Source organism: Actinomadura meyerae (assembly GCF_900188445.1).
GTDB lineage: Bacteria > Actinomycetota > Actinomycetes > Streptosporangiales > Streptosporangiaceae > Spirillospora > Spirillospora meyerae.
In genome coordinates this window covers 1-22,740 of record NZ_FZOR01000008.1, presented here as the reverse complement: position 1 = coordinate 22,740, position 22,740 = coordinate 1, and the positions used below count along the sequence as shown (strand labels likewise).

Below are 22,740 nucleotides of genomic sequence, written 5' to 3'. Positions count from 1 at the left end.
GCGGGCTAGGTGATCGCGTCCGCGACGCGGCGGGAACCGATCCAGCGGGAGCGGTCCGCGGCGTAGTAGGCGGCGCCGTCGGGGCCGGACGGGCCGTCCCGCCACGGCCGCATCCCGAGCTGGAACGCCACCTCCGCGGACGCCGGATTGGCCAGGTCGATCTCGGCGGTGACCCGGTGCACCCCGACCACCCCGAACGCGTAGTCGAGCACCGCGCGGGACGCCTCCGCCGCCAGGCCGCGGCCCCAGTGGTCCGGCTCCAGGCTGTAGAGGATCTCGACGTCCACGCCGTGGCCGAGCGGCCCCTCGTGGTGGCTGAGCCCGGCCACGCCGATCAGCGGACCGCCGGGCGACGGCACCGCTTCAGGGAGAGCGTCGGGCCCCGGCGCGGCGGCGGGGCGCAGCGCCCACAGCCCGTAGCCCTCGGTCGCGAAGTCCCGCTCGCTCGCCTCGATGATCTCGCTGACCTGGACGGGGGTGACCGTCCGGTCGTCGAAGAGGTGGCGCCGGACGCGCGGGCCCGTCCAGTGGGTCAGCAGGGCGCGGTGGTCGCGCATCGACACCGGATGCAGCGCCAGCCGCACCGTGCGCAGCACCTCGCTCATGCCCCGGCACCGCCCCGGCCCGGCTCCGCGGCATCGCCGGCCGGCCACGCGGGCGGCTCCTCGCCGTCCGGGACGCCCACCCGGAACACGCGGAGCTGCAGCGCGAGCGCCTTGTAGTAGCCGACGAGCGTGACCAGCTCGACGACGGCGCCGCGGCCGAGCGTCGCGACCGCCTCGGTGTAGACGGCGTCGGCGAGGTCGCCCTCGGCGGCGAGCTGCCGGGCCGCCTCGTGCACGACGCGCTCGCGGACGTCGCCGAGCATCGGCGCGCGGCCCTCGCGCAGCGCGTCCAGCTCCGCGTCGGTGAGCCCGTGCCGCCGGCCGATCCGCTCGTGCGCGTACCACTCGTAGTCGGACCGGACGTGCGCGGCGACGACCAGCGTGGCGATCTCCCGCTCGCGCTTGGTGAACGCCGTCCGGAAGCGCAGCGCCGCCCCGAGGTCCTGCAGGGGCAGCCCCACCGGCGGGCTGTAGAGCATCGCGTTGAAGGGGCCGTGCAGCCGGCCGATGTCGTCGGCCAGGGCGAACGGCGGGGTGCGGCCGGCGGCGCGGGGGCCGCCCGTCACCGCCTCGTACACGGCGCGCTGCTCGTCGCTGAGGGAACCGGGGAGCAGCAGCGGCAGCCTGGTCGCGGACGGGCCGCGCCGCCGTCGGTCATTGACGTCCTCACCGCTCACGGGGTCGATCACTTACCGCACGCTAGGCGGTCGGGGCGGGTGCCTCAACCCCCGGTCCGCAATGTGGAACCCCGGCCGCACGGTGACGTGGCGGTCGCGTGACACGCGCCGGCCCGCCCCCGGCCGCTGGCAGGATGATCGGGTGAGCGGCATCTACGACGACCCCTGGGCCTACGAGCTGGCGTGCTCGTTCCGCGACGTGGCCGCCGAGGCCGACGTCCTGCTCGGCTGGTGCGCCGGGCTCGGCGCGCGGCCCGCGAGCGTGCTGGAGCTCGCCGCCGGGCCCGCCGAGCACGCGCGCGAGTTCGCGCGCCGCGGGCTGGCCGCGACGGCGCTCGACCTGAACCCGGCGATGTGCGCCTACGCCGCCCGCGAGGCCGGGCGGGCCGGGCTGGAGCTGGAGGTCGTCCAGGACGACATGACCACCTTCGACCTCGGCCGCCGCTTCGACCTCGTGGTCACCATGCTGGACTCCACGTCCCACCTGATGACGCTGGACGCGTTCGTCGCCCACCTGCGCCGCGCCGCCGCGCACCTCGCCCCCGGCGGGCTGTACATCGTGGAGATGTCGCATCCCCGCGACCGGCTCGGCGACGAGCCGAGCGTCAGCACCGGCTGGACGGTGCGGCGCGGCGGCGTGCACGCGACCGTCCGGTGGGGCGAGCCCGGTGACCGGCTCGACCCGGTCACCCAGATCGCCGACGACCACGTCACGATGACGATCACGGACGGGGACGGCACCCGGGTGATCCGCGACGTCGTCCCGTACCGCTTCTGGACGGCGACCGAGCTGGACGCCGCGATCCGCCTCGCGGGCGGCCTCGGCACCGTCGCGCGGTACGGCGACTTCGGGGTCGGCGAGGACGCGGTGGCCCTCACCGACCCCGAGGCGTGGCGCATGATCACGATCCTGCGCCGCTCCGGGCCGAACGGCTAGGGCGCGGGCGCCCAGCCGGGCATCGGGTAGGACGCGAGCAGCTCCCGGACCTGCGCGGCGACCCGCTCGGCGACGGACTCGTCCTGCTTGGCGACGCCGTGCACGACCTCGTCGATCCACGCGGCGATCTGCGGCATCCGCTCGGTGCCGAGCCCGCGCGTGGTGATCGCGGCCGTGCCGATGCGCAGCCCGGACGGGTCGAACGGCTTGCGCGGGTCGAACGGAACGGCGTTGTAGTTCAGCTCGATCCCGGCGCGGTCGAGGGCCTGCGCGGCGGGCTTGCCCGCCACGCCCTTGTTCGTGAGGTCGATCAGGATCAGGTGGTTGTCGGTGCCGCCGGAGACCAGGTCGTAGCCGCGGTCCACCAGCGCCGCGGCCAGCACCTGCGCGTTCGCGACGATCTGCCGGGCGTACGCGGGGAAGCCGGGCTGCGCCGCCTCCTTCAGCGCGACGGCGATCGCCGCGGTCGTGTGGTCGTGCGGGCCGCCCTGCAGGCCGGGGAACACCGCCTTGTCGATCGCCTTCGCGTGCTCGGCGGTCGACAGGATCATGGCGCCGCGCGGGCCGCGCAGCGTCTTGTGCGTCGTCGTGGTGACCACGTCGGCGTGCCCGATCGGGGACGGGTGGGCGCCGCCCGCGATCAGCCCGGCGATGTGCGCCACGTCGGCGGCGAGCACCGCGCCCGCCTCCCGGGCGATCTCCGCGAACGCCGGGAAGTCGATCGTCCGCGGGATCGCGGTGCCGCCGCACCAGATCAGCTTCGGCCGCTCCTTCAGCGCGAGGTCGCGGACCTGGTCCATGTCGACCCGCCCGGTGTCGGCGCGCACCTCGTAGCGGACGGGGCGGAACCACTTGCCGGTGGCCGACACCGACCAGCCGTGCGTGAGGTGCCCGCCCATGGGCAGCGACAGGCCCATCACCGGGTCGCCGGGCTCCAGGAACGCCATGTAGACGGCGAGGTTGGCGGGCGAGCCCGAGTACGGCTGGACGTTGGCGTGCTCGGCGCCGAACACCTCCTTGGCCCGGCGGATCGCCAGCAGCTCGATCGGGTCGATGTTCTGCTGGCCCTCGTAGTACCGCTTGCCGGCGTAGCCCTCGGAGTACTTGTTCGTCAGGACGGACCCGGTGGCCTCCAGCACCGCCGGCGACACGTAGTTCTCGGAGGCGATCAGCCGGAGCTTCTCGAACTGGCGGCGGGCCTCGGCCTCCACCAGCCCGGCGATCTCGGGATCCTCGGCCGACAGGTGGGATACGGACGGTACGTGCATCGTGAGCCTCCGCGCTGCTCGCGCCGGGACCTCGGGCGCCCGGCGAACGGGACCCGTACACCCAGGCGCGCGGTGTGCGGACTAGTTTCGCTCCCCGGTGGTCGTCTCCACCTTCACTGCGCCAGTCACGTGCCCGCCATCATATCGGGCCGGCCGCGTCCGGGCCGGGACCGAGACCACGACGAGCCCGCCGAGCAGGAGCAGCGACCCGGCCGCGACCGGCGCCGACAGCCGCTCCCCCAGCACGGCGACGGCGAGCACGGCGGCCACGAGCGGTTCGGCCAGGCTCAGCGTCCCGGCCGTCGCGGCGGCCACCCGGCCGAGCCCGGTGACGAAGCACATGTACGCCACGGCCGTCGCGGCGATCCCGAGCCAGCCCACCAGCGCCGCCGACCGGGGCGCGGCGAGGGCGGGCAGCTCCGCCAGGGTCCAGGGCAGCAGCGCCGCTCCCCCGGCGAGCAGCGTCACCGCCACGGCGGCGGCCATCCCCGCGTCCCGCCCGGTGAGGACCTTGGCCGACACCGTGTAGACGCCGAAGCACATCCCGCCGGCGAGACTCAGCAGGACCCCGGCCGGGTCGACGCGGACGTCCGTCCCGGGGAGCATCAGCAGCGCGACGCCGCCGACCGCGCAGGCCGTCCCCGCCCACCACCGGCCGCTCAGCCGGGTGCGCAGGACGAGCCGCTCGCACAGCCCGGTGGAGACCGGCGCGAGCCCGAAGACGACGGCGGTCGCGACCGCGGCGCCGGTGCGGTCGACCGCGCTGAAGAACGCCGCCTGGAACGTCCCGGTGGCGGCGGAGGCCGCCGCGAGCGGCGCCCAGGTGCGCCGCGTGAGCCCGCGGAAGGCGCGCCGGTCCGCCGCGAGCACCAGCACGGCCAGGACCAGCCCGCCCGACATGATCCGCGCCCCGCCGACCGCGACGGGGCCCGCGTCCGGCGCGGCCAGCACCTGCGCGGGCCCGACCGTCCCCCAGAGCACCCCGGCCGCCAGCACCAGCAGGGCACCCGAGGCATCGCTTCGTCGGTCCATATGGCCGAAGCTAGAAGGACATGCGGAGTCAGCGCTCGCTTGTCATTCATGTGTTCGGCGTGACCACCGATACCCGTCGGAGATTCGCCCCGCCGTGCGGATACCCACCGTTCAGCGGTAGGACGTTCGGTTCCCGCGCGTTCCCTCCGCCGGAAGTTCGGACTGCTCCACCGGCTGGACGTAGTCGTAGACGACCGTGGTCCGGACGTCCACGAACTCCTTGCGGCGCGCCAGCCGGTCCAGCACGAAGTCGCGCAGGTAGGCGGTGCTCGGCACCGCCACATGGACCAGCAGGTCCTCGTTGCCGGTGACGACGAAGACCCCGACGGCCTCGGGCATCGCCGCCATCCCGTCGCGCGCCGACTCGATCGCCTCCCGCGACTGCGGCCGGATCCGGATCGAGATCAGCGCCTGCACCCCGCGGCCGAGCCGCTCGAAGTCCACGGCGGCGTGGAACCCGGTGATGACGCCCCGCGCCCGCAGCGCCCGCGTCCGCTCCAGCGCCGTGGACGGCGCGACCCCCACCGCCTCCGCCAGCTCCCGGTTGGTCTGCCGCCCGTCCCGCTGCAACCGCCGCAGGATCGCCTGATCGACCGCGTCCACCGGTCCCCCTCCCGAAACACTCCCAGACGCCGAACTCCCGCGCGCGAACGACGCCCGGAGTACCTGTTCCCCGAACAATATTCGACGCGCCGCGGCGGCGGCCCCCGCGGGCGGACGCGCAGGCGATTTCACCGATGCCGGCGGGCCGGGCGGCCCCCGACAATGGGCGGCTCACGGATGGCGGTGGCGGGGTCCACGCCCCGACGGGGAGACGAGGTCGATCGTGAGCGGAGCTCATCGCGGGCGCCCCCGCGGCGGACGGCGCGCGCGGCGCGGGCGGCGGCTGCGCTGGGCCGCGGCGGTCACGGGGGCCGCGCTGGCGGCGGTCCTCGGGACGTCCGTCTACGCGGTGTCGGAGGTCCAGGGCTGCTCGGGGCCCGCGGTCACGGTGGACGTCGCCGTGGCGCCGGAGATCGCGGGAGCGGTGTCGGCGGCCGGCGCGGCGTTCAACCGGACGGGGCACCGGAGCGGCGGGCGGTGCGTCCGGGCGGCGGTGCGGGCGGCGGGGCCCGCCGGGGTGGCGGCCCTGCTCGCCGGGCAGATCCCGGACGGCGCGGGCGTCCGCCGCCCCGACGTGTGGGTGCCGGACTCGTCGCTGTGGCTGCGCACGCTCGACCGGCCCCCCGCGGCGCGGCCCTCGGTCGCGCGGTCCCCGCTGGTGGCGGCAGTGCCGCGGGCGGACGCCGGACGCGTCACCGGGTCCTGGGACGACCTCCTCGGCACCGCCGTGCCCGGATCGCGGGAGTCGCGGGCGTTCCGCCTCTCGATCGCCGACCCGGCCCGCACCGGCGCCGGGATGGCGTCGCTGCTGATCGTGCACGCGCGGTACCGGACGGCGGCGGGGGCGTTCGCGGCGTTCGCGCGGGACGTCCGGCAGAGCGTCGCGCGGGACGCCGCCGGGCAGTTCGCCGCACTCGCCGGCCGCGGCGCCGGGCGCGTGCCCGTCCTGCTGACGTCCGAGCAGGCGGTGTGGGCGTACAACCGCGCGCGGCCCGCCGGCGGCGCGCCGGCGGAGGCGGTGTACCCCCGCGGCGGGACGCTGTCCCTCGACTACCCGGTCGCGCTCGTCGGCGGCGGACCGGCCGCCCGCCTCGTCGAGCACGCGCTCCGTACCGGCCGGGCGCGGGAGGCGTTCCGGGCGCACGGGTTCCGGGACCCGGACGGCGCCGCGCCCGCGGCCTTCGCGGGCACCGCCGGCGTCGGCGCGTCGCGGCAGACCGAACTGCCGGCCCCGGCGGCGTCCGAGGTGCGGGAGGTCGCGCAGGCGTGGGCGCGGCTGGCGCTGGGGTCGCGGATGCTGTCGCTGATCGACGTGTCCGGCTCGATGGCCCGGCGGGTGCCCGGAACCCGGCTGACGCGGCTGCAGGCGATCGCGCAGGCGTCCCAGCAGGGCCTGGCCCTCCAGCCGGACGACACCGAGCTCGGCCAGTGGGTGTTCTCCACGCGGATGGCCGGCGACCGCGACTGGCGCGTCACCGTGCCGATGGGGCCGCTCGGCGGCCGGATCGGGTCGGCGACGCGGCGGCAGCGCGTGCTGAGCACGCTCGCCGGGCTGCGCCCCCAGCCGGGCGGCGGCACCGGCCTGTACGACACGGTGCTGGCCGCCGTCCGCCACATGCGGCGGACGTACCGCCCGGAGATGGTCAACACCGTCCTGGTGTTCACCGACGGCCGCAACGAGGACCCGGGCGGCCCGTCGCTGCGGGCGACGCTGGCCGCGCTCCGCGCGGACCGCGACCCCGCCCGCCCGGTGCAGATCATCGTGATCGGCTTCGGGCCGGACGTGGACACCGCGGAGCTGCGCGAACTCGCCGACGCCACCGGCGGCACCGTCTACACCGCGCACGTCCCGCAGGACATCCTGCGGATCTTCGGGCAGGCCACGGCCCGGCGGCTGTGCGCCCCCGACTGCTGACTCCCCGGAACGGCGCGCCCCGGACAGGCGTACGGCCCGGCCCCCGAGGCGAGGGACCGGGCCGCACGGATGCCGATGCGGCGGCCGGGATCAGCGGGCCGCGGCCTCCATGGCCTGCTTGACGGCGGCGCGCTTCTCGCGGAGCTTGGCGAGCGCCTCCTCCAGGATGGCCTCGCCGTCCTCGTCGCTGCGGCGCTCCTTCACGTACGCCAGGTGCGTCTTGTAGGGCTCGGTCTTCGGCGGCGCCGGGGGGTTGTCCGCGTCCTGGCCGGCGGGGAACCCGCAGCGCGGGCAGTCCCACGTCTCGGGGACCGCGACGTCCGTCGCGAAGCTCGGGCGGGTCTCGTGCCGGTTGGCGCAGTAGAAGGTCACCCAGACACGGGGGGCGGCGTCGCCGCGCTCCGCCTCTCCCATCGGACCGGCCCCGACACGGCTGCCCCGAATCGCGTTGCCACTACCCACGGAATACTCCTTGCTCGGTGTTCCGCCCCCGCCCGTGACCTCCTGGGACGGCGGCGGCGATCGCAGATGTCAGACGGGCGGCGTCAGCCGACGCCCTTGTGCTTGAACAGCAGCCCCAGCACGACGATCGAGGCGAACCACAGCACCCCGACGCCGACCGTCAGCCGGTCGAGGTTGCGCTCGACCACGGACGACCCCCCGAGGGACGACGACACGCCGCCGCCGAACATGTCCGACAGCCCGCCGCCCTTGCCCTTGTGCATCAGGACGAGGACCACCATCAGCAGGCTCGTGACGATGAGCACGATGGACGTTGCGATGATCACGATTCTTCAGCGCCTTTGTCTGTAGGTCGGGGACGGAGGGTCGGGCCGGGCGGTTTACCCGTCAGCTACGAAGGGTACGACGAACTACCCGCTGGTTCGGCAAGAACCCCCAGTTCACGCAGAATTGATCAGTTTTGATCAGACGGGGAGATCCCGGTACCGGCAGATCTTGACGAATTCTCCCGGGTCCAGGCTGGCACCACCGACCAGGGCGCCGTCCACGTCGTCCTGCGCCATGAGCTTGGCGACGTTGCCGCTCTTGACCGAACCGCCGTACAGGATACGCACCTCGTCGGCCACTCCGCCGTCGTACAGCTCGGCGAGCCGCGTCCTGATCGCGGCGCAGACCTCCTGCGCGTCCTGCGGGGTGGCGACCTCGCCGGTGCCGATCGCCCAGACCGGCTCGTAGGCGATCACGGTGCGCCGCACCTGGTCGGCGGGGATCTTCTCCAGCCCGCCGTCGAGCTGGGCGAGGCAGTGCCGGACGTGCTCGCCGGCCTTGCGGACCTCCAGGCCCTCCCCGATGCACAGGATCGGGGTGATGTCGGCGGCGAGCGCCGCCTTGGCCTTGGCGTTGACGACCGCGTCGTCCTCGGCGTGGTACTGGCGGCGCTCGGAGTGCCCGACGACCGCGTAGTCGCAGCCGAGCTTGGCGAGCATCGACGCGGCGATCTCGCCGGTGTAGGCGCCGGAGGCGTGCTGGGAGACGTCCTGCGCGCCGTACTGGATGGCGAGGCGGTCGGCGTCCACGAGCGTCTGCACCGACCGGATCGCCGTGAACGGCGGGAGCACGGCGATGTCGACGGCGTCGTAGTCGGCGTCCTTGAGCGCGAACGCCATCTTCTGGACGAGCGCGATCGCCTCGAGGTGGTTGTTGTTCATCTTCCAGTTGCCCGCCATGAGCGGCTTGCGGCCGCTCTGCTTGCCGGAAGAGGGGGTCGCGGGGGCCATCGTCAGTCCTCCAGGGCCTGCAGGCCGGGCAGCGTCTTGCCCTCGAGGTATTCGAGGCTGGCGCCGCCGCCGGTCGAGATGTGGGAGAAGGCGGCCTCGTCGAAGCCGAGTTGCCGGACGGCCGCGGCCGAGTCGCCGCCGCCGACCACGGTGAACGCGCCGGAGTCGATGAGGCCCTGCGCGACGGCGCGGGTGCCGTGCGAGTACGGCTCCATCTCGAACACGCCCATGGGGCCGTTCCAGAACACCGTCCGTGCGTCGGCGAGGCGCGCGGCGAACAGCTTGCCGGACTCGGGGCCGATGTCGAGGCCGAGCCGGTCGGCCGGGATCGCGTCGGCGGGGACCGCGGCGTGGTCGGCGTCGGCCGCGAACGCGGTGGCGGCGACGATGTCGACGGGCAGCACGAACTCGACGCCCGCCTCCTCGGCCCGCCGCAGGTACGCGCGGACGGTGTCGAGCTGGTCCTCTTCGAGGAGGCTCTTGCCGACCTCGTGGCCCTGCGCCTTGAGAAAGGTGAACACCATGCCGCCGCCGATCAGGATGCGGTCGGCCTTGCCGAGCAGGTTGTCGATCACGCCGAGCTTGTCGGACACCTTGGAGCCGCCGAGCGCGACCGCGTAGGGGCGGGCGACGTCCTCGGTGAGCTTGCGGAGCACCTCGACCTCGGCGGCGATCAGCCCGCCGGCGGCGTGCGGGAGCCGCCGCGGCACGTCGTAGACCGACGCGTGCCGGCGGTGCACGGCGCCGAACCCGTCGCCGACGTAGACCTCGGCGAGGGCGGCCAGCCGGTCGGCGAAGGCGCCGCGCTCGGCGTCGTCCTTGCTGGTCTCGCCGGGCTCGAAGCGCAGGTTCTCCAGCAGCGCGACGGCGCCGTCCGCGAGGCCGCCGGCGGCGGCGCGGGCGGAGTCGCCGACGACGTCGGACGCGAACGCCACGTCCGTGCCGAGCAGCTCGCCCAGCCGCCGCGCGACGGGGGCGAGCGAGAACTCGGGCTTGACCTCGCCCTTGGGGCGGCCGAGGTGGGCGCAGACGATGACCTTGGCGCCCCGGGCCCGCAGCGCCTCGATCGTCGGGAGGCTGGCCCGGATCCGCCCGTCGTCGGTGATGGCGCCGTCCTGCAGCGGGACGTTGAGGTCCGCGCGGACGAGCACCCTCTTCCCGGCGACGTCGAGATCGTCAATGGTGCGCATCGGGATGCGATGTCCTTCCGTACACGGCCGCGCCGTGGCCGCGCGCCCCCGTCCCGGGCGCGCCGCGGCCACGGCGGCGACGGCTTCGGTTACAGCTGCGAGCCGACGAGCTTGACGAGGTCGACGAGGCGGTTGGAGTAGCCCCACTCGTTGTCGTACCAGCCGACGACCTTGACCTGGTCGCCGATGACCTTGGTCAGCCCGGAGTCGAAGATGCAGGACGCCGGGTCGGTGACGATGTCGCTGGAGACGATCGGGTCCTCGGTGTAGGTGAGGTAGCCCTTCAGCGCGCCCTCGGTGGCGGCCTTCTTGAACGCCTCGTTGACCTCCTCGACCGTCACGTCGCGGGACACGGTGACGGTGAGGTCGGTGGCGGAACCGGTCGGCACCGGGACGCGCAGGGCGTAGCCGTCCAGCTTGCCCTTCAGCTCGGGCAGCACGAGGCCGATCGCCTTGGCGGCGCCGGTGGAGGTCGGCACGACGTTCAGCGCGGCGGCGCGGGCGCGGCGCAGGTCCTTGTGCGGCGCGTCCTGCAGGTTCTGGTCCTGCGTGTAGGCGTGCACCGTCGTCATCAGGCCCTTCTCGATGACGAAGTTGTCGTGCAGCACCTTCGCCAGCGGGGCCAGGCAGTTGGTGGTGCAGGACGCGTTGGAGATCACGGTGTGCTGCGCCGGGTCGTACTCGTCGTCGTTCACGCCCAGCACGACGGTGACGTCCTCGTTCTTGGCCGGCGCCGAGATGATCACCTTCTTGGCGCCGTTGTCGGCGTGCACCTTGGCCTTGGTGGCGTCGGTGAAGAAACCGGTCGACTCCACGACGATGTCGGCGCCGACGTCGCTCCACTTCAGGTTGGCGGGGTCCCGCTCGGCGAACGCCTTGATCGACTTGCCGCCCACGACGATCTCGTCGGCGGTGGCGCGCACGTCCTCGGGGAAACGGCCGAGAATGCTGTCGTACTTGAGCAGCTGGGCGAGCGTGGCGTTGTCGGTCAGGTCGTTGACCGCCACGATCTCGATGTCGGCCCCGCTCGCCTTGACCGCGCGGTAGAAGTTGCGGCCGATCCGGCCGAACCCGTTGATGCCTACTCGGATGGTCACGGAACGGCTCTCCCTCACGTCGTATCGCCCGGCACGAACCCGGACTGTCAACTACGGTGATTCCGGGGTTGTCCCCCACCCTCGACCCTATCCAATGACTCGTGAGTAGCCCGACACCGGTGGTGTGGGTTTTCACGGGTGAGGCCACCGTCCCCCGGCCGGGGGATTTCTTCGCTTCCACCCCAGCTCACGACATTCGTCGATCATCACTACACTCGCCCACCATGTGGCGCGCGTCCTCGGCTCTGGTGATCGGCCTCCTTCTGGCGTGCCCGGCGGCGCCCGCGGCGGCGGCCCCGCTGGAGCGTGCCAAGCCGGTGAGCCGCGTCGACCACCTCGCCGCCGAGCTGCGCCGCGACCCGGTGTACGTGACCGACCACGCCCCGCGGGCGCTGCCGCCCGACGCCGCACAGCGGATCAGGAAGGCGGTCGCCCGGCTCCGCGTCCCCGTCTACACGGCGGTGACCCCGGCCTACCTCGCCGACGGCCACTCGACCGAGGACCTGGTCCCGCTGCTTCACGACAGCCTCAACCGGCCGGGCGTCTACATCGTCGCCGACCCCGGGTCGGCGTCGCTGTCCGCCGTCCAGTACGGCGGTGCGACGACCCTCCCGGTGAAGGACGCGCAGCGGGCCGCGACGTCGGAGCTGCCGAACGACGCGGGCGCGGTCGCGCTGATCGAGCGGTTCGTCGAGATCGCGCTGTCCGGGCACGCCCGGGAGCGGGCCGAGAAGGCCGGGCCCCGGCCGAAGTCCAAGATCCGCATCGCGCTGGACGCCCGCGACCGGTCCGAGCGCGAGGCGAACCGCGCCGAGCGCGACGCCTTCGCCACGGGAACGGCACTCAGCGGAATCCCGCTCCTGCTCCTGCTCCTGTGGCTGCGATGGCGGCGCCGCCGCGCCCGTCCCGCGAAGGCGGGGGCGGCACCGAAGCAGAGGAAGCGCCGGTGAACACGATCGTCCGGATCCTGACCCTCGCGGCGCTGCTGGCCGCCGTCCCGCTGCTCGCGGCGCCCGCGGCCGCGAGCGAGCCGATCCCCGCGTACGCGCAGCACCGGCTCGACCGGGTGGCGGCGGCCCTCGGCAGGGACCCGCTCTTCGTCGACCCCGACATGGCCGCGGCGCTCGACGAGGCCGGGCGGGCCCGCGTCCGCGGCGCCATGAGGTCGGCGGCGGACGCGCTCGGCGCACCCGTCTACGTGGTGGTGATCCCGAACAAGGCGGAATCGGAGACCCAGGGCAGGGACGACGCCTTCCTGCACGCGATCCACGACCGGCTCCGCCGCGACGGCCTCTACATCCTGGTCGGCACGTCCGCCTGGTTCGAGGAGGAGGCGTTCGGCGTGCCGCGCCGGCTGTACGCCATCGACGACGACCGCGCGCAGAGCCCCGCCAACCCCGACAACAAGTTCGCCGACCTGGCCGACCGGCTCGCCGTCCGGCTGCGGATCATCCAGGCCGCCCCGTCCAGCACCCCGCGGACGCCCCGCCTCTACACCTCACCGGACCCGTTCGGCCAAGAGCACACCGTGCGGACCGTCGAGCCGGAGACCAAGCCGCCCTTCCTCACCGGCCTGCTGCTCGTCGGCCCGGTCGCGGCGCTCGTCCTGTACGGCGCCGGCGCGGGCGCCGCCGCCTACCGGCGCCACCGCCGCACACCCCGCGCCCCCGCCGTCGAGAGCTACGCCAACGCGCCCGCCGAGCCCTCCGTGAAGTGGCTGCGCCGCACGGGCCTCAAGGAACTGGACCGGTTGCGGGACGCGCTCGCCACCGCCGAGGACGACGATCCCGGCCGCGAGTACGCGGTGTCCGCCTACGACGTCGCCCAGATCCTCCACGACGACGCCGCCGAGGACCCCGACCGCGCGCTCGACCTCGCCGGGGCGATCGTGCTGGCCCGCCAGGGCCGCGCCGCACTGACCAGAAGGATGGCGGCCGCACCGCCGCCCTGCTTCGTCAACCCGCTGCACGGCCCGTCCGCCCAGCGCCGCAAGGTGCAGCTGGGAGGCGGCGCCACACGGCGCCGCCCCGTCTGCACCGCCTGCGGCGCAAAGAACCCGTCGGCGCTCCGCGACCGGACCCTGAAGGTCCCGGGCCCGAACGGGCCGCGCCCGCACCACACCGTCCCCGGCGTCTGGAAGGACACCGGTTTCGGGGCGGACGGCAACCTGATCCCCCGCATCCAGGAGTATCTCGGTGTCGAGTGAACCGTCCCCGGGCGAGCGGCTCGCCGCGGCGCTGCGGCGCTCCCCGATCTACGTCGACCCGTCGCTGGCGTCCGCGCTCCCGCAGGCCGACCGCGCCCGGCTCGTCGCCAAGTTCCGCAAGCTGCCCGTACCGGTGTTCGTCGTCCTCGTCCCGCTGGTCAAGGGCGGCACGTGGAACGACGACGACCAACTCGCGACGGTCGTGCACGCGAAACTCGGCCGGGACGGCGTCTACATCACCTTCAGCGACATCGGCGACGACCTGCGGGCCAAGGAGTTCGGCGGCGACCACCAGGCCCGCTACGCGGCCTGGGCCGTCGCGTTCGACCGCGCCTACGACGACGCGCCCATCTCCACGCGCCTCGACCGGATCGCCGACCTCATGCTGTCGGGGAACGCGAAGAAGGAGTACGACCGCCAGTCCGCGGAGATCGAGAAGCGCGCCAAGAAGCGCCGCTCCGAGGAGGGCGGCACGGCCGGGGACGACGGCGCCGTCCTCCCGATCACGCTGGGCGCGGCGGGCGTCGCGGCCGCCGGTGTCGGCGGCCTGCTCCTGTGGCGCCGCCGCCGCATGGCGTCCGTCCACCGCGAGGGCAGCGCCCTCCTCCTGCCCCGGACGGTGTTCTCCACCGCGAAGCGCGCCAGCGAGGACCAGCTCCGCGAGCAGGCGTCCCACGAGGTCATCGCGTTCGGCGAACTCCTCGACACCACCGACGTCCCGGTGTCCGGAGAGCGGACCGGCGAGCTGATGACCCGGGCCCTGGACGCCTACCAGGCCGCCGGCAAGGTCCTGGACCGGTCGCGCGGCATCCCCGACCTGGCGGGCGTGCTCGTCCTGGTCGACCAGGGCCGCGACGCCCTGGCGTCCGCAAGGGCCCTCGCCTCCGGCGAGCCGGAGATCCCGCCGAGCCCGCTCTGCTTCTTCAACCCGCTGCACGGCGACGCGGGCCCCCGCATCGACTGGCGCCCCATCGGCTCCCGCCGCCGCCTCCGCGTCCACGCCTGCCGCGACTGCGCCCGCGCCGCCCGCGCCAAGAACACCCCCGACATCCTCATGGACCGCCGCGACGGCCGGGACGTCCCCTACTTCGAGGTCGACCCGACCCAAAGCCTCTGGGCCGAAACCGGCTACGGCCACCTGAGAGAAGACCTCATCGAAAGAATCCAAAGAGGAGAAGGTTAAAGCTGTGTACCCAGGGGGGGCTGTGTTGGTCCAGGGGGGCGACCCCCTGGAACCCCCGTCACGACGCAGGCGATCCTCACGCCGCCGTTGCGGTCTGTCGTGCCCGTTCCGACGAGCGCGGCGTCGCTGCGGTCGCCTGCGTCGGCGGGCATGCCCGCTGCGCTCGCTAGCGCTCGCTCCGCGTGCCTGCCCGTGATGCGGGCTGGGGTTGTCGGTCGGGTTTTTAAACGGGCCCTGGGCGCCCAGGTTGCGCCACGGGTCGGGCGGCCGGAGGGCGCCCAGCGCCCGGAGGCCGCACGACCCGCCGAGCCGGGCGACCGCAGCGACACGCCACAAACCCGCACGGGCACAACAACCGAAACCGTGGCGTGAGGATCGACCGGCTCGCAACGGGGGTTCCAGGGGGTCGCCCCCCTGGGCCAACACAACACGGGTCGGGCGGCCGGAGGGCGCCCAGCGCCCGGAGGCCGCACGACCCGCCGAGCCGGGCGACCGCAGCGACACGCCACAAACCCGCACGGGCACAACAACCGAAACCGTGGCGTGAGGATCGACCGGCTCGCAACGGGGGTTCCAGGGGGTCGCCCCCCTGGGCCAACACAACACGGGTCGGGCGGCCGGAGGGCGCCCAGCGCCCGGAGGCCGCACGACCCGCCGAGCCGGGCGACCGCAGCGACACGCCACAACCCGCACGGTCACGACAACAGAAACCGTGTCGTGAGGATCGACCGGCTCGCAACGGGGGGATTGGGGGGTCGCCCCCCAATGACTACGGCGCCAGCATGTCGGCCGTCAGGTTGGCCTCGGTGCCGGGGATGCCCTGGTCGGTGGCGCGCTTGTCGGCCATGGCGAGGAGGCGGCGGATGCGGCCGGCGATGGCGTCCTTGGTGAGGGGCGGGTCGGCGAGCTGGCCGAGTTCCTCGAGGGAGGCCTGCTTGTGCTCCAGGCGGAGGCGGCCGGCCTTGACGAGGTGGTCGGGGGCGTCGTCGCCGAGGATCTCCAGGGCGCGGGCGACGCGGGCGCCGGCGGCGACGGCGGCGCGGGCGGAGCGGCGCAGGTTCGCGTCGTCGAAGTTCGCGAGCCGGTTGGCGGTGGCGCGGACTTCGCGGCGCATGCGGCGCTCTTCCCAGGCGAGGACGCTGTCGTGGGCGCCGAGCCGGGTGAGCAGGGCGCTGATGGCGTCGCCGTCGCGGACGACGACGCGGTCGACGCCGCGGACCTCGCGGGCCTTGGCGTGGATCTTGAGGCGGCGGGCGGCGCCGACGAGGGCGAGGGCCGCCTCGGGGCCGGGGCAGGTCACCTCCAGCGACATGGAGCGGCCGGGTTCGGTGAGGGAGCCGTGGGCGAGGAACGCGCCGCGCCAGGCGGATTCGGCGTCGCAGGCGGCTCCGGCGACGACGTGCCGGGGCAGCCCGCGGACGGGCCGGCCGTTGTTGTCGATGAGGCCGGTCTGCCGGGCGAGCGACTCGCCGTCGCGGAACACGCGGACGACGTAGCGGTTGCCCTTGCGCAGCCCGCTCGGCGCGAGCACGACGACCTCGGAGGTGTGCCCGAACACCTCCGCGATGTCCTTGATCAGGCGCCGTGCCGCCACGCCGGTGTCGATCTCGGCCTCGATCACGATCCGCCCGCTGACCAGGTGCAGGCCGCCCGCGAACCGCAGCAGCGTCGAGACCTCCGCCTTGCGGCAGCACGGCTTCATGACCGTGAGCCTGCTCAGCTCGTCCTTGACCACACCGGTCATCGCCATCTGATGAACCCTCCCCCTATCGGACTCCCAGCAGTGTGGCCGATGCCGACCACGCGGGATGTCACTCGCTGAAAATCTGTACCAAGGCTTGGGCCAGCCGGGCGGGTTCATGACGCGGCGAGCCGTCGTCGGCGGCGACGTCGGCGAGGACCAGCCGCCCGCCGAGCGCCTGGACGGCCTTGTCGAGCGCCGCCGGGTCGTCCACCACGCCGCGGTCGGCCAGGACGACGTCGATCCGCAGGTCCGGGGCGTGCGCCTGCAGGACCTCGAGGTGGGTCTGCGGGGAGAAGTCGTCGGTCTCGCCGGGCTGCGGCGCGAGGTTCAGCGCGACGACGCGGCGGGCGCGGGCGGTGGTGAGGGCGCGGGCCAGCGCGGGCACCTTGAGGTGCGGCAGGACGCTGGTGAACCAGGAGCCGGGGCCGAACACGATCCAGTCGGCGTCCTCGACGGCGGCGAGGGCCTCGGGGCAGGCGGGCGGGTCGGCGGGCACGAGCGAGATGCCGAGCACGCTGCCGGGCGTCTTGGCGCACGCGACCTGCCCTTTGACCCGGGTGACCTCGTCGGGGCGGGCGGGGTCGGCGCCGCGCACCTCGGCGACGATGTCCATCGGGACGGCCGCCATCGGCAGGACGCGGCCGTGGGCGCCGAGGAGCCGGCCGACCCAGTCGAGGCCGGCGACGGTGGAGCCGCCGGTCTCGGCGCCGCCGAGCAGTTCCCACAGCGCGACGATCAGCAGGTTGCCGACGGCGTGGTCCTTCAGGTCGCCCTCGCTGCCGAACCGGTGCTGGACGACGTCCCGCCAGGTCTGGCCCCATTCGTCGTCGCCGCAGAGGGCGGCGAGCGCCATCCGCAGGTCGCCGGGGGGCAGCACGCCGAGCTCGCGGCGGAGCCGGCCGCTGGAGCCGCCGTCGTCGGCGACGGTGACGACGGCCGTCAGCCGGTCGGTGACGCGGCGCAGCGCCGACAGGGACGCGTACAGGCCGTGGCCGCCGCCGAGCGCGACGACCTTCGGGCCCTGCGTCGAGCCAGAGGGCTTCACCGTGCCGTTTCTCTCCTCGTCCGGGATCCGCGGGTGCTCATTCGCGGCCGAGGTCACGGTGGGCGACCTGCACCTCGATGCCCTCGTCCCGCAGCCGGGCGGCGATCTGCTCCGCCATGGCCACACTACGGTGTTTTCCACCGGTGCATCCCACGGCGAGCGTCACGTAGTGCTTGCCCTCGCGCTCGTAGCCCTCGGACAGCAGCCGCAGGACCTCCGAGTAGGCGTCCAGGAACTCCTTGGCGCCGCGCTGCCCGAGCACGTAGTCGCGGACGGCGGCGTCGCGGCCGGTCTTCGGGCGCAGCTCGGGCACCCAGTGCGGGTTCGGCAGGAACCGGCAGTCGACGACGAGGTCGGCGTCGACCGGCAGGCCGTACTTGTAGCCGAACGACACCACGGTGGCGCGCAGGCTGGACTCGCCGGTGTCGTTGCCGAAGAACCCGATGATCTTGTTGCGCAGCTCGTGCACGTTGAGCCCGCTGGTGTCGATCACCAGGTCGGCCTCGGCGCGCACCTCGCGGACCAGCTCGCGCTCGCGGGCGATGCCGTCGACCAGCCGGCCGTCGCCCTGCAGCGGGTGCGGGCGGCGGACGCTCTCGAACCGGCGCACCAGGTCGGCGTCGCTCGCCTCCAGGAACACCACCCGCGGGTGGACGCCGCGCGCCTCCAGCTCGGCGATCGAGGAGTGCAGGTCGGCGGTGAAGGCGCGGCTGCGCACGTCCACCACGACCGCGATGCGGGGCACGGCGTCCTTCACCCGGCCGCCGAGGTCGGCCATCGTGGCGAGCAGCCCCGGCGGCAGGTTGTCGACCACGTACCAGTCGAGGTCCTCCAGGGACTTGGCCGCGGTGCTGCGGCCCGCCCCCGACATGCCGGTCACGATCACGATGTCCGGGATCTTCGTCTCGCTGGTCATCCCCGTCTCCCCCTGTGCTCCCCGTCGCCCGTGCCGCCCGCCGCCTCGCGCGCCGGGACGGTACCGCCGTGCAGCGCCGCGACGATGCCCTCGGCGCTGCGCATGCCGATGCCCGGGACCTCGGCGACCTGCTCGGGCGTCGCGTCCTTCAGCCGCTTCAGCGAGCCGAAGTGCTTCAGCAGCGCCGCGCGCCGCGCCGGGCCCAGACCAGGAACGTTATCGAGTTCGCTGGCCGTCATGGACTTGGACCGCCGCTGCCGGTGGAAGGTGATGGCGAACCGGTGCGCCTCGTCGCGTACCCGCTGGACGAGGAACATGCCCTCGCTGTTGCGCGGCAGGATCACCGGGTCGGGTTCGCCGGGCAGCCACAGCTCCTCCAGCCGCTTGGCGATGCCGCACACCGCGATGTCGTCCACGCCCAGCTCGTCGAGGGCGCGCTGGGCGGCGGCGACCTGCGGCGGGCCGCCGTCGACGATCACCAGGTTGGGCGGGTAGGCGAACTTGCGCGGCCTGCCGGTCTCCGGGTCGATCGGCTGGTGCGCGCCCTCCTCGTCCTCCCGGTCGCCGAGGTGGTCGAGCTCGCCCAGCTTCTCGCTCTCGGCGAGGTAGCGGCGGAACCGGCGGGTGATCACCTCGTGGATGGAGCGGACGTCGTCCTGCCCCTCGACGGCCTTGATCGTGAAGCGGCGGTACTCGCTCTTGCGGGCCAGGCCGTCCTCGAACACGACCATGGACGCGACCACGTTCGTGCCCTGCAGGTTCGACACGTCGTAGCACTCGATGCGCAGCGGCGCCTCGTCCAGCTCCAGGGCCTCCTGGATCTCCTGGAGCGCGCGGCTGCGGGTGGTGAGGTCGGACGCGCGGCGCGTCTTGTGCTGCTTGAGCGCCTCGTGGGCGTTGCGCGCGACCGTCTCCAGCAGGGCCTTCTTGTCGCCGCGCCGCGGCACCCGCAGCCGCACCGGCCCGCCGCGCTGCTCCGACAGCAGCTCGGCCATGGCGTCGGCGTCGGGCGGCAGCGCCGGGACGAGCACCTCCCTCGGCACCGACTCGAGCTCGCCGTAGATCTGGATGAGGAAGTTCTCCACCAGGTCGGCGGTGGTGACCTCCTCGACCTTGTCGACCACCCAGCCGCGCTGCCCGCGGATGCGGCCGCCGCGCACGTAGAACACCTGGACGGCCGCCTCCAGCTCGTCCTCCGCGAAGGCGATCATGTCGCAGTCGGTGCTGTCGGGCAGCACGACGGCCTGCTTCTCCAGCGCCCGCTCCAGCGCGCGGATGTCGTCGCGGAGCCGAGCGGCGCGCTCGTACTCCTGGGACGCGGCGGCCTCGCGCATGTCGCGTTCGAGGCGCCGGATGAACCGGGCGGTGTTGCCCGCCATGAAGTCGCAGAAGTCGTCGGCGAGGAGGCGGTGCTCCTCCGGGGAGACGCGGCCGACGCACGGCGCGGAGCACTTGCCGATGTAGCCGAGCAGGCAGGGCCGGTCGAGCTGGTGCTGCCGCTTGAACACGCCGGCGCTGCACGTCCGGACGGGGAAGACGCGCAGGAGCTGGTCGACCGTCTCCCGGATCGCCCACGCGTGCGAGTACGGCCCGAAGTAGCGCACGCCCTTGCGCTTCGCGCCGCGCATCACCATCACCCGCGGGAAGTCCTCGTTCAGGGTGACGGCGAGGTACGGGTAGGACTTGTCGTCCCGGTAGCGGACGTTGAACCGGGGGTCGAACTCCTTGATCCAGGAGTACTCCAGCTGGAGGGCCTCGACCTCGGTGCCGACGACCGTCCAGTCGACCCGGGCGGCGGTCCGCACCATCGTCTGCGTGCGCGGGTGCAGCGACGAGAAGTCGGCGAAGTAGGAGTTCAGCCGCGAGCGCAGGCTCTTCGCCTTGCCCACGTAGATGACCCGGCCGTGCTCGTCGCGGAAGCGGTACACCCCCGGGGACTCCGGGACGGAGCCGGGGGCGGGTCGGTAGGTCGCCGGATCTGCCACGCTCAAGAGCCTAGTGGGCGGTACCGACACGCCGTGCTCCCGTGCGCGTCCGGCCCGGCCGGCGGCACGACCGGGGTGACATAGATCTCCCTTTCGGGTCGGATGACCACAAAGTGGAAGGAAAGGGAAGGTCGAACGGAGGTCACCGAGCTGCCGGAGGAGGTCGCCGCAAGCATGTCCGCGTTCTGGGCGTGGGCCGTCCTTGCGGGCGTCGTCGCCACGTCCGCGATCGTCGTGGAGGCCGGGCGCCGCCTGCTCGCCGGGCGGCTGTCGCACCGCTGGCCGGGCGTGGGCCGGGTCGCCCGCCGCGTCGCGGCCCCCGCCTTCGCGTTCGCGGCCGTCGTCAGCGCCAACGCCGCGATGCCTTACCACCTGCTGCACGGGCAGGCCGACGGCGCCGTCCGGCACGCGCTGCGGATCGCCGCCATCGGCGCCACGACCTGGCTGATCCTGCGGATCGGGTACGCGCTGAGCGACCCGCCGCTGGAGCGGCTGATGCGGATCGAGGGCGAGCGCAACCGGCGCGCCCGGCGGGCCCGCACCCAGATGCTGCTGCTGCGCCGGGTCGCGGCCGTGGTGATCGTGGTCCTGGCCGTCGGCGCGGCGCTGTTCACCTTCCCGGCGGTGCGCGCGGTCGGCGCCGGGGTGCTGGCCTCGGCGGGCGTCGCCGGGCTGGTCGTCGGCATCGCGGCGCGGCCCACCCTCGGCAACCTGCTCGCCGGGCTCCAGCTGGCGTTCAGCGACGCGCTGCGGCTGGACGACATCGTCGTCACCCAGGGCACCTGGGGGCGCGTCGAGGAGCTGACCCTGTCCTACGTCGTGCTCCGGCTCTGGGACGACCGGCGGATGATCTTCCCGGTGTCGCACTTCACCGAGCAGCCGTTCGAGAACTGGACCCGGCACTCCAGCCGCCTGCTTGGCTCGGTCGAGCTGCACGTGGACTGGACGGTGCCGGTCGAAAAGCTGCGGGCCGAGCTGTACTCGGCGCTCCAGGACAACCCGCTGTGGGACCGGCGCGAATGGGTGCTGCAGGTCGTGGAGACGCAGCCGAACGGGCTGATCACGCTGCGCGCGCTGATGAGCGCCGCCGACTCGGCGAGCACCTGGGACCTGCGCTGCGACATCCGCGAGCATCTCGTCGCCTACATCCGCGACCACCACCCCGAGGCGATCCCCCGGTTCCGCGTCGGGTCCGTCCCCGTCGCCGACGGCATGGCCCCTCCGGCCGGCGGCGCGGGGGTGGACGGCGCGGGGGTGGACGGTGCTGAGGTGGACGGCGCCGGGCCGACCGAGGGCGGTGCCTCGGCCGGGGTGAACGCGCCCGACGACCCCGACGCCGGGCGGGCCGGCGACGGGCGGGCCGGCGACGGGCGGGCCGCCCCGCCCGGGGACGGCCCGCCGCCGAAGCGGCTCAGGCGAGCATGATCTTGCCGCCCTCGACGGTGACCTTCCTGGCCTTCAGCGGCTCGTCCGCGGGCGGGTTCACCACCGAGCCGTCCTTGATGTCGAACTTGCTGCCGTGGCACGGGCAGTTGATCGTCCCGCCGGACACCGACCCGACGCTGCAGCCGCGGTGCGTGCAGGCGGCGGAGAACGCCGTGAACTGGCCCTGCTGCGGCTGGCACACGACGACCTCGGCGTCCTCGAACACCTTGCCGCCCCCCACCGGGATCTCGCCGGCGGCCGCGAGCGCGCCACCGCCCGCGCCGCCGCCGGTCCCCGGCTCCGCGCCGCCGTCCGCGCCGCCGGACCCGCCGCCGTCACCGGACCCGCCGCACGCGGCCGCCAGCCCGGCCACGCCCGCGAGTCCCGCGCCGATGAGCAGGGTCCTGCGGCTGCGCGGTTCCCCCGGCGCCCGCTCCGTCTCCTCCGCCTGCGTCCCGGACGCATCCGCCATGCTCGCCCCTCCGGTGTGCTCTCTCGTTCGGTCCATCACCGGGAAGCACGGACGCGCGCGCCAGATGGTTCAAACCGGAACCAAATCAGGTGACGACGATGCCCCCGTTCTTCACCTGGACGGGGTACTCGCGCAGCGGCCGATCCGCCGGCCCCTTCGCCACCGAACCGTCCGTGATCTTGAACTCGCTGCCGTGGCAGGCGCAGTTGATCAGTCCCTTCGCCACGCTGCCCACCGTGCAGCCCTGGTGGGTGCAGACCGCCGTGAACGCCTTGAAGGTGCCCTCGGTGGGCTGCGTCACCACGACCTTCTCGGTCCCGTTGATCTTGCCTCCGCCGACCGGGACGTCCGCGGCCTTCGCGATCTCCTTGCCCTTGAGGTCCTCCGCGGACTTCTCCCCGCCGCCCGACCCGCAGCCGGCGAGCGCGGCCGCGCCCAAGACCCCGGCGCCGCCGTACAGCACCGCACGCCGCCCGATATCCCCGTCCCCGGCAGCCCGGGGCGTCGCGTTCTCTCCCATGGGTCCCATCTTGGTGGACGGGCCCCCGGGCCTCGAACCGGCCCCGCCGCGGACCCGCGGGACCGGACGCCCGGCCGGACCGGACGCCTAATGGGAGCTGCCGGGTCGGCCACTGCTGACAGACTCGGTGCCTGGTAGCCGCCGGTGAGTGAGCACTTCCATCGCCTGGACCGTGGAGTCC

General features: G+C 74.0%; 21 protein-coding genes, 1 pseudogene and 1 riboswitch. Of the genes and pseudogenes, 6 read left to right on the top strand and 16 right to left on the bottom strand.

All coding sequences use genetic code 11. The features are described 5' to 3' along the window. Nucleotides 1-5: 5 nt before the first annotated feature. Both CHF16_RS10810 and CHF16_RS10805 read right to left on the bottom strand, forming a co-directional pair. Nucleotides 6-605 (bottom strand): GNAT family N-acetyltransferase, encoded by a 600-nt coding sequence (locus CHF16_RS10810; protein ID WP_089326003.1) that lies wholly within the window; start codon nt 603-605, stop codon nt 6-8. Continuing rightward, nucleotides 602-1,294, bottom strand: a complete 693-nt coding sequence (locus CHF16_RS10805; protein ID WP_089325835.1) for a carboxymuconolactone decarboxylase family protein — start codon at nt 1,292-1,294, stop codon at nt 602-604. The genes CHF16_RS10810 and CHF16_RS10805 overlap by 4 nt, the downstream gene beginning before the upstream one ends. Before the next feature lie 130 nt (nt 1,295-1,424). Here CHF16_RS10805 and CHF16_RS10800 point away from each other — a divergent pair, with 130 nt between their 5' ends. Then, nucleotides 1,425-2,219 (top strand): class I SAM-dependent methyltransferase, encoded by a 795-nt coding sequence (locus CHF16_RS10800; RefSeq protein WP_089325834.1) that lies wholly within the window; start codon nt 1,425-1,427, stop codon nt 2,217-2,219. Here the strand turns inward: CHF16_RS10800 and CHF16_RS10795 are convergent. The 3 genes and pseudogenes from CHF16_RS10795 to CHF16_RS10785 all read right to left on the bottom strand — a co-directional run bounded on the left by CHF16_RS10795 (nt 2,216) and on the right by CHF16_RS10785 (nt 5,122). Then, complete coding sequence (locus tag CHF16_RS10795; RefSeq protein ID WP_089325833.1) at nt 2,216-3,487, bottom strand: serine hydroxymethyltransferase; 1,272 nt, start codon at nt 3,485-3,487, stop codon at nt 2,216-2,218. The genes CHF16_RS10800 and CHF16_RS10795 overlap by 4 nt on opposite strands. Before the next feature lie 52 nt (nt 3,488-3,539). Beyond that, a riboswitch (ZMP/ZTP riboswitch) is annotated at nt 3,540-3,626 on the bottom strand. A 92-nt stretch (nt 3,627-3,718) separates the two neighbouring features. Further along, nucleotides 3,719-4,519: pseudogene (locus CHF16_RS10790) on the bottom strand (DMT family transporter); the annotation flags it as partial. A gap of 111 nt (nt 4,520-4,630) precedes the next feature. Beyond that, nucleotides 4,631-5,122, bottom strand: coding sequence for an Lrp/AsnC family transcriptional regulator (locus tag CHF16_RS10785; RefSeq protein WP_089325831.1), 492 nt, complete (start codon nt 5,120-5,122; stop codon nt 4,631-4,633). Nucleotides 5,123-5,345: 223 nt separating this feature from the next. Here CHF16_RS10785 and CHF16_RS10780 point away from each other — a divergent pair, with 223 nt between their 5' ends. Continuing rightward, complete coding sequence (locus CHF16_RS10780) at nt 5,346-7,037, top strand: substrate-binding and VWA domain-containing protein (protein WP_089325830.1); 1,692 nt, start codon at nt 5,346-5,348, stop codon at nt 7,035-7,037. A 90-nt stretch (nt 7,038-7,127) separates the two neighbouring features. Here the strand turns inward: CHF16_RS10780 and CHF16_RS10775 are convergent, their stop codons facing one another. From CHF16_RS10775 to gap, 5 genes are all read right to left on the bottom strand, one after another. After that, nucleotides 7,128-7,499: an RNA polymerase-binding protein RbpA gene (locus tag CHF16_RS10775; protein ID WP_089325829.1), complete on the bottom strand. Its 372-nt coding sequence runs from the start codon at nt 7,497-7,499 to the stop codon at nt 7,128-7,130. 83 nt (nt 7,500-7,582) lie between these two features. Further along, nucleotides 7,583-7,825 carry a preprotein translocase subunit SecG gene (gene secG, locus CHF16_RS10770; protein WP_089325828.1) on the bottom strand — a complete coding sequence of 81 codons (243 nt, stop codon included), beginning with the start codon at nt 7,823-7,825 and terminating at the stop codon, nt 7,583-7,585. Between the two features lie 138 nt (nt 7,826-7,963). Then, on the bottom strand, nt 7,964-8,776 hold the full coding sequence (tpiA, locus tag CHF16_RS10765; protein WP_089325827.1) for a triose-phosphate isomerase: 813 nt from the start codon (nt 8,774-8,776) through the stop codon (nt 7,964-7,966). A gap of 2 nt (nt 8,777-8,778) precedes the next feature. After that, a complete protein-coding gene (locus CHF16_RS10760; RefSeq protein WP_089325826.1) occupies nt 8,779-9,966 on the bottom strand; it encodes a phosphoglycerate kinase in 1,188 nt (395 codons plus the stop codon). A gap of 89 nt (nt 9,967-10,055) precedes the next feature. Further along, the gene (gap, locus tag CHF16_RS10755; RefSeq protein WP_089325825.1) at nt 10,056-11,063 is read right to left on the bottom strand and encodes a type I glyceraldehyde-3-phosphate dehydrogenase; all 1,008 of its coding nucleotides are present in this window, start codon (nt 11,061-11,063) and stop codon (nt 10,056-10,058) included. Between the two features lie 224 nt (nt 11,064-11,287). On the opposite strand from gap, the gene CHF16_RS10750 reads away from it, so the two are divergent. Genes CHF16_RS10750 through CHF16_RS10740 form a run of 3 tightly spaced genes read left to right on the top strand, consistent with a single transcriptional unit; the run spans nt 11,288 to nt 14,452 of the window. Continuing rightward, a complete protein-coding gene (locus CHF16_RS10750; RefSeq protein WP_089325824.1) occupies nt 11,288-12,013 on the top strand; it encodes a hypothetical protein in 726 nt (241 codons plus the stop codon). Then, on the top strand, nt 12,010-13,269 hold the full coding sequence (locus CHF16_RS10745) for a hypothetical protein (RefSeq protein ID WP_143227942.1): 1,260 nt from the start codon (nt 12,010-12,012) through the stop codon (nt 13,267-13,269). Before CHF16_RS10750 ends, CHF16_RS10745 begins: the two co-directional genes overlap by 4 nt. After that, entirely contained in the window at nt 13,259-14,452 is a 1,194-nt protein-coding gene (locus CHF16_RS10740) for a hypothetical protein (RefSeq protein WP_089325822.1), read from the top strand. The genes CHF16_RS10745 and CHF16_RS10740 overlap by 11 nt, the downstream gene beginning before the upstream one ends. 769 nt (nt 14,453-15,221) lie before the next feature. On the opposite strand, the gene whiA is transcribed toward CHF16_RS10740, so the two are convergent. From whiA to uvrC, 4 genes are all read right to left on the bottom strand, one after another. Continuing rightward, a complete protein-coding gene (whiA, locus tag CHF16_RS10735; protein WP_089325821.1) occupies nt 15,222-16,202 on the bottom strand; it encodes a DNA-binding protein WhiA in 981 nt (326 codons plus the stop codon). Between the two features lie 61 nt (nt 16,203-16,263). Continuing rightward, nucleotides 16,264-17,241, bottom strand: coding sequence for a gluconeogenesis factor YvcK family protein (locus CHF16_RS10730; RefSeq protein WP_179271477.1), 978 nt, complete (start codon nt 17,239-17,241; stop codon nt 16,264-16,266). 37 nt (nt 17,242-17,278) lie between these two features. Beyond that, on the bottom strand, nt 17,279-18,157 hold the full coding sequence (gene rapZ / locus CHF16_RS10725) for an RNase adapter RapZ (protein WP_089325820.1): 879 nt from the start codon (nt 18,155-18,157) through the stop codon (nt 17,279-17,281). Continuing rightward, nucleotides 18,154-20,142 carry an excinuclease ABC subunit UvrC gene (gene uvrC / locus CHF16_RS10720; protein WP_089325819.1) on the bottom strand — a complete coding sequence of 663 codons (1,989 nt, stop codon included), beginning with the start codon at nt 20,140-20,142 and terminating at the stop codon, nt 18,154-18,156. The genes rapZ and uvrC overlap by 4 nt, the downstream gene beginning before the upstream one ends. 174 nt (nt 20,143-20,316) lie before the next feature. On the opposite strand from uvrC, the gene CHF16_RS10715 reads away from it, so the two are divergent. Then, on the top strand, nt 20,317-21,567 hold the full coding sequence (locus CHF16_RS10715) for a mechanosensitive ion channel family protein (RefSeq protein ID WP_143227941.1): 1,251 nt from the start codon (nt 20,317-20,319) through the stop codon (nt 21,565-21,567). Here CHF16_RS10715 and CHF16_RS10710 read toward each other — a convergent pair. Together CHF16_RS10710 and CHF16_RS10705 are read right to left on the bottom strand one after the other, a co-directional pair. After that, a complete protein-coding gene (locus CHF16_RS10710; RefSeq protein WP_089325818.1) occupies nt 21,554-22,039 on the bottom strand; it encodes a Rieske (2Fe-2S) protein in 486 nt (161 codons plus the stop codon). The two genes, CHF16_RS10715 and CHF16_RS10710, sit on opposite strands and share 14 nt — an antisense overlap. 85 nt (nt 22,040-22,124) lie before the next feature. Next, nucleotides 22,125-22,559 carry a Rieske (2Fe-2S) protein gene (locus tag CHF16_RS10705; protein WP_342750090.1) on the bottom strand — a complete coding sequence of 145 codons (435 nt, stop codon included), beginning with the start codon at nt 22,557-22,559 and terminating at the stop codon, nt 22,125-22,127. Nucleotides 22,560-22,740 lie beyond the last annotated feature (181 nt).

Bases quoted from the DNA above. Each gene is read 5' to 3' on its own strand.
- CHF16_RS10810 (WP_089326003.1), bottom strand. From the start codon at position 605: ATGAGCGAGGTGCTGCGCACGGTGCGGCTGGCGCTGCATCCGGTGTCG.
- CHF16_RS10795 (WP_089325833.1), bottom strand. From the start codon at position 3,487: ATGCACGTACCGTCCGTATCCCACCTGTCGGCCGAGGATCCCGAGATC.
- tpiA (WP_089325827.1), bottom strand. From the start codon at position 8,776: ATGGCCCCCGCGACCCCCTCTTCCGGCAAGCAGAGCGGCCGCAAGCCG.
- CHF16_RS10760 (WP_089325826.1), bottom strand. From the start codon at position 9,966: ATGCGCACCATTGACGATCTCGACGTCGCCGGGAAGAGGGTGCTCGTC.
- CHF16_RS10750 (WP_089325824.1), top strand. From the start codon at position 11,288: ATGTGGCGCGCGTCCTCGGCTCTGGTGATCGGCCTCCTTCTGGCGTGC.
- whiA (WP_089325821.1), bottom strand. From the start codon at position 16,202: ATGGCGATGACCGGTGTGGTCAAGGACGAGCTGAGCAGGCTCACGGTC.
- rapZ (WP_089325820.1), bottom strand. From the start codon at position 18,157: ATGACCAGCGAGACGAAGATCCCGGACATCGTGATCGTGACCGGCATG.
- CHF16_RS10715 (WP_143227941.1), top strand. From the start codon at position 20,317: ATGTCCGCGTTCTGGGCGTGGGCCGTCCTTGCGGGCGTCGTCGCCACG.
- CHF16_RS10710 (WP_089325818.1), bottom strand. From the start codon at position 22,039: ATGGCGGATGCGTCCGGGACGCAGGCGGAGGAGACGGAGCGGGCGCCG.
- CHF16_RS10705 (WP_342750090.1), bottom strand. From the start codon at position 22,559: ATGGGAGAGAACGCGACGCCCCGGGCTGCCGGGGACGGGGATATCGGG.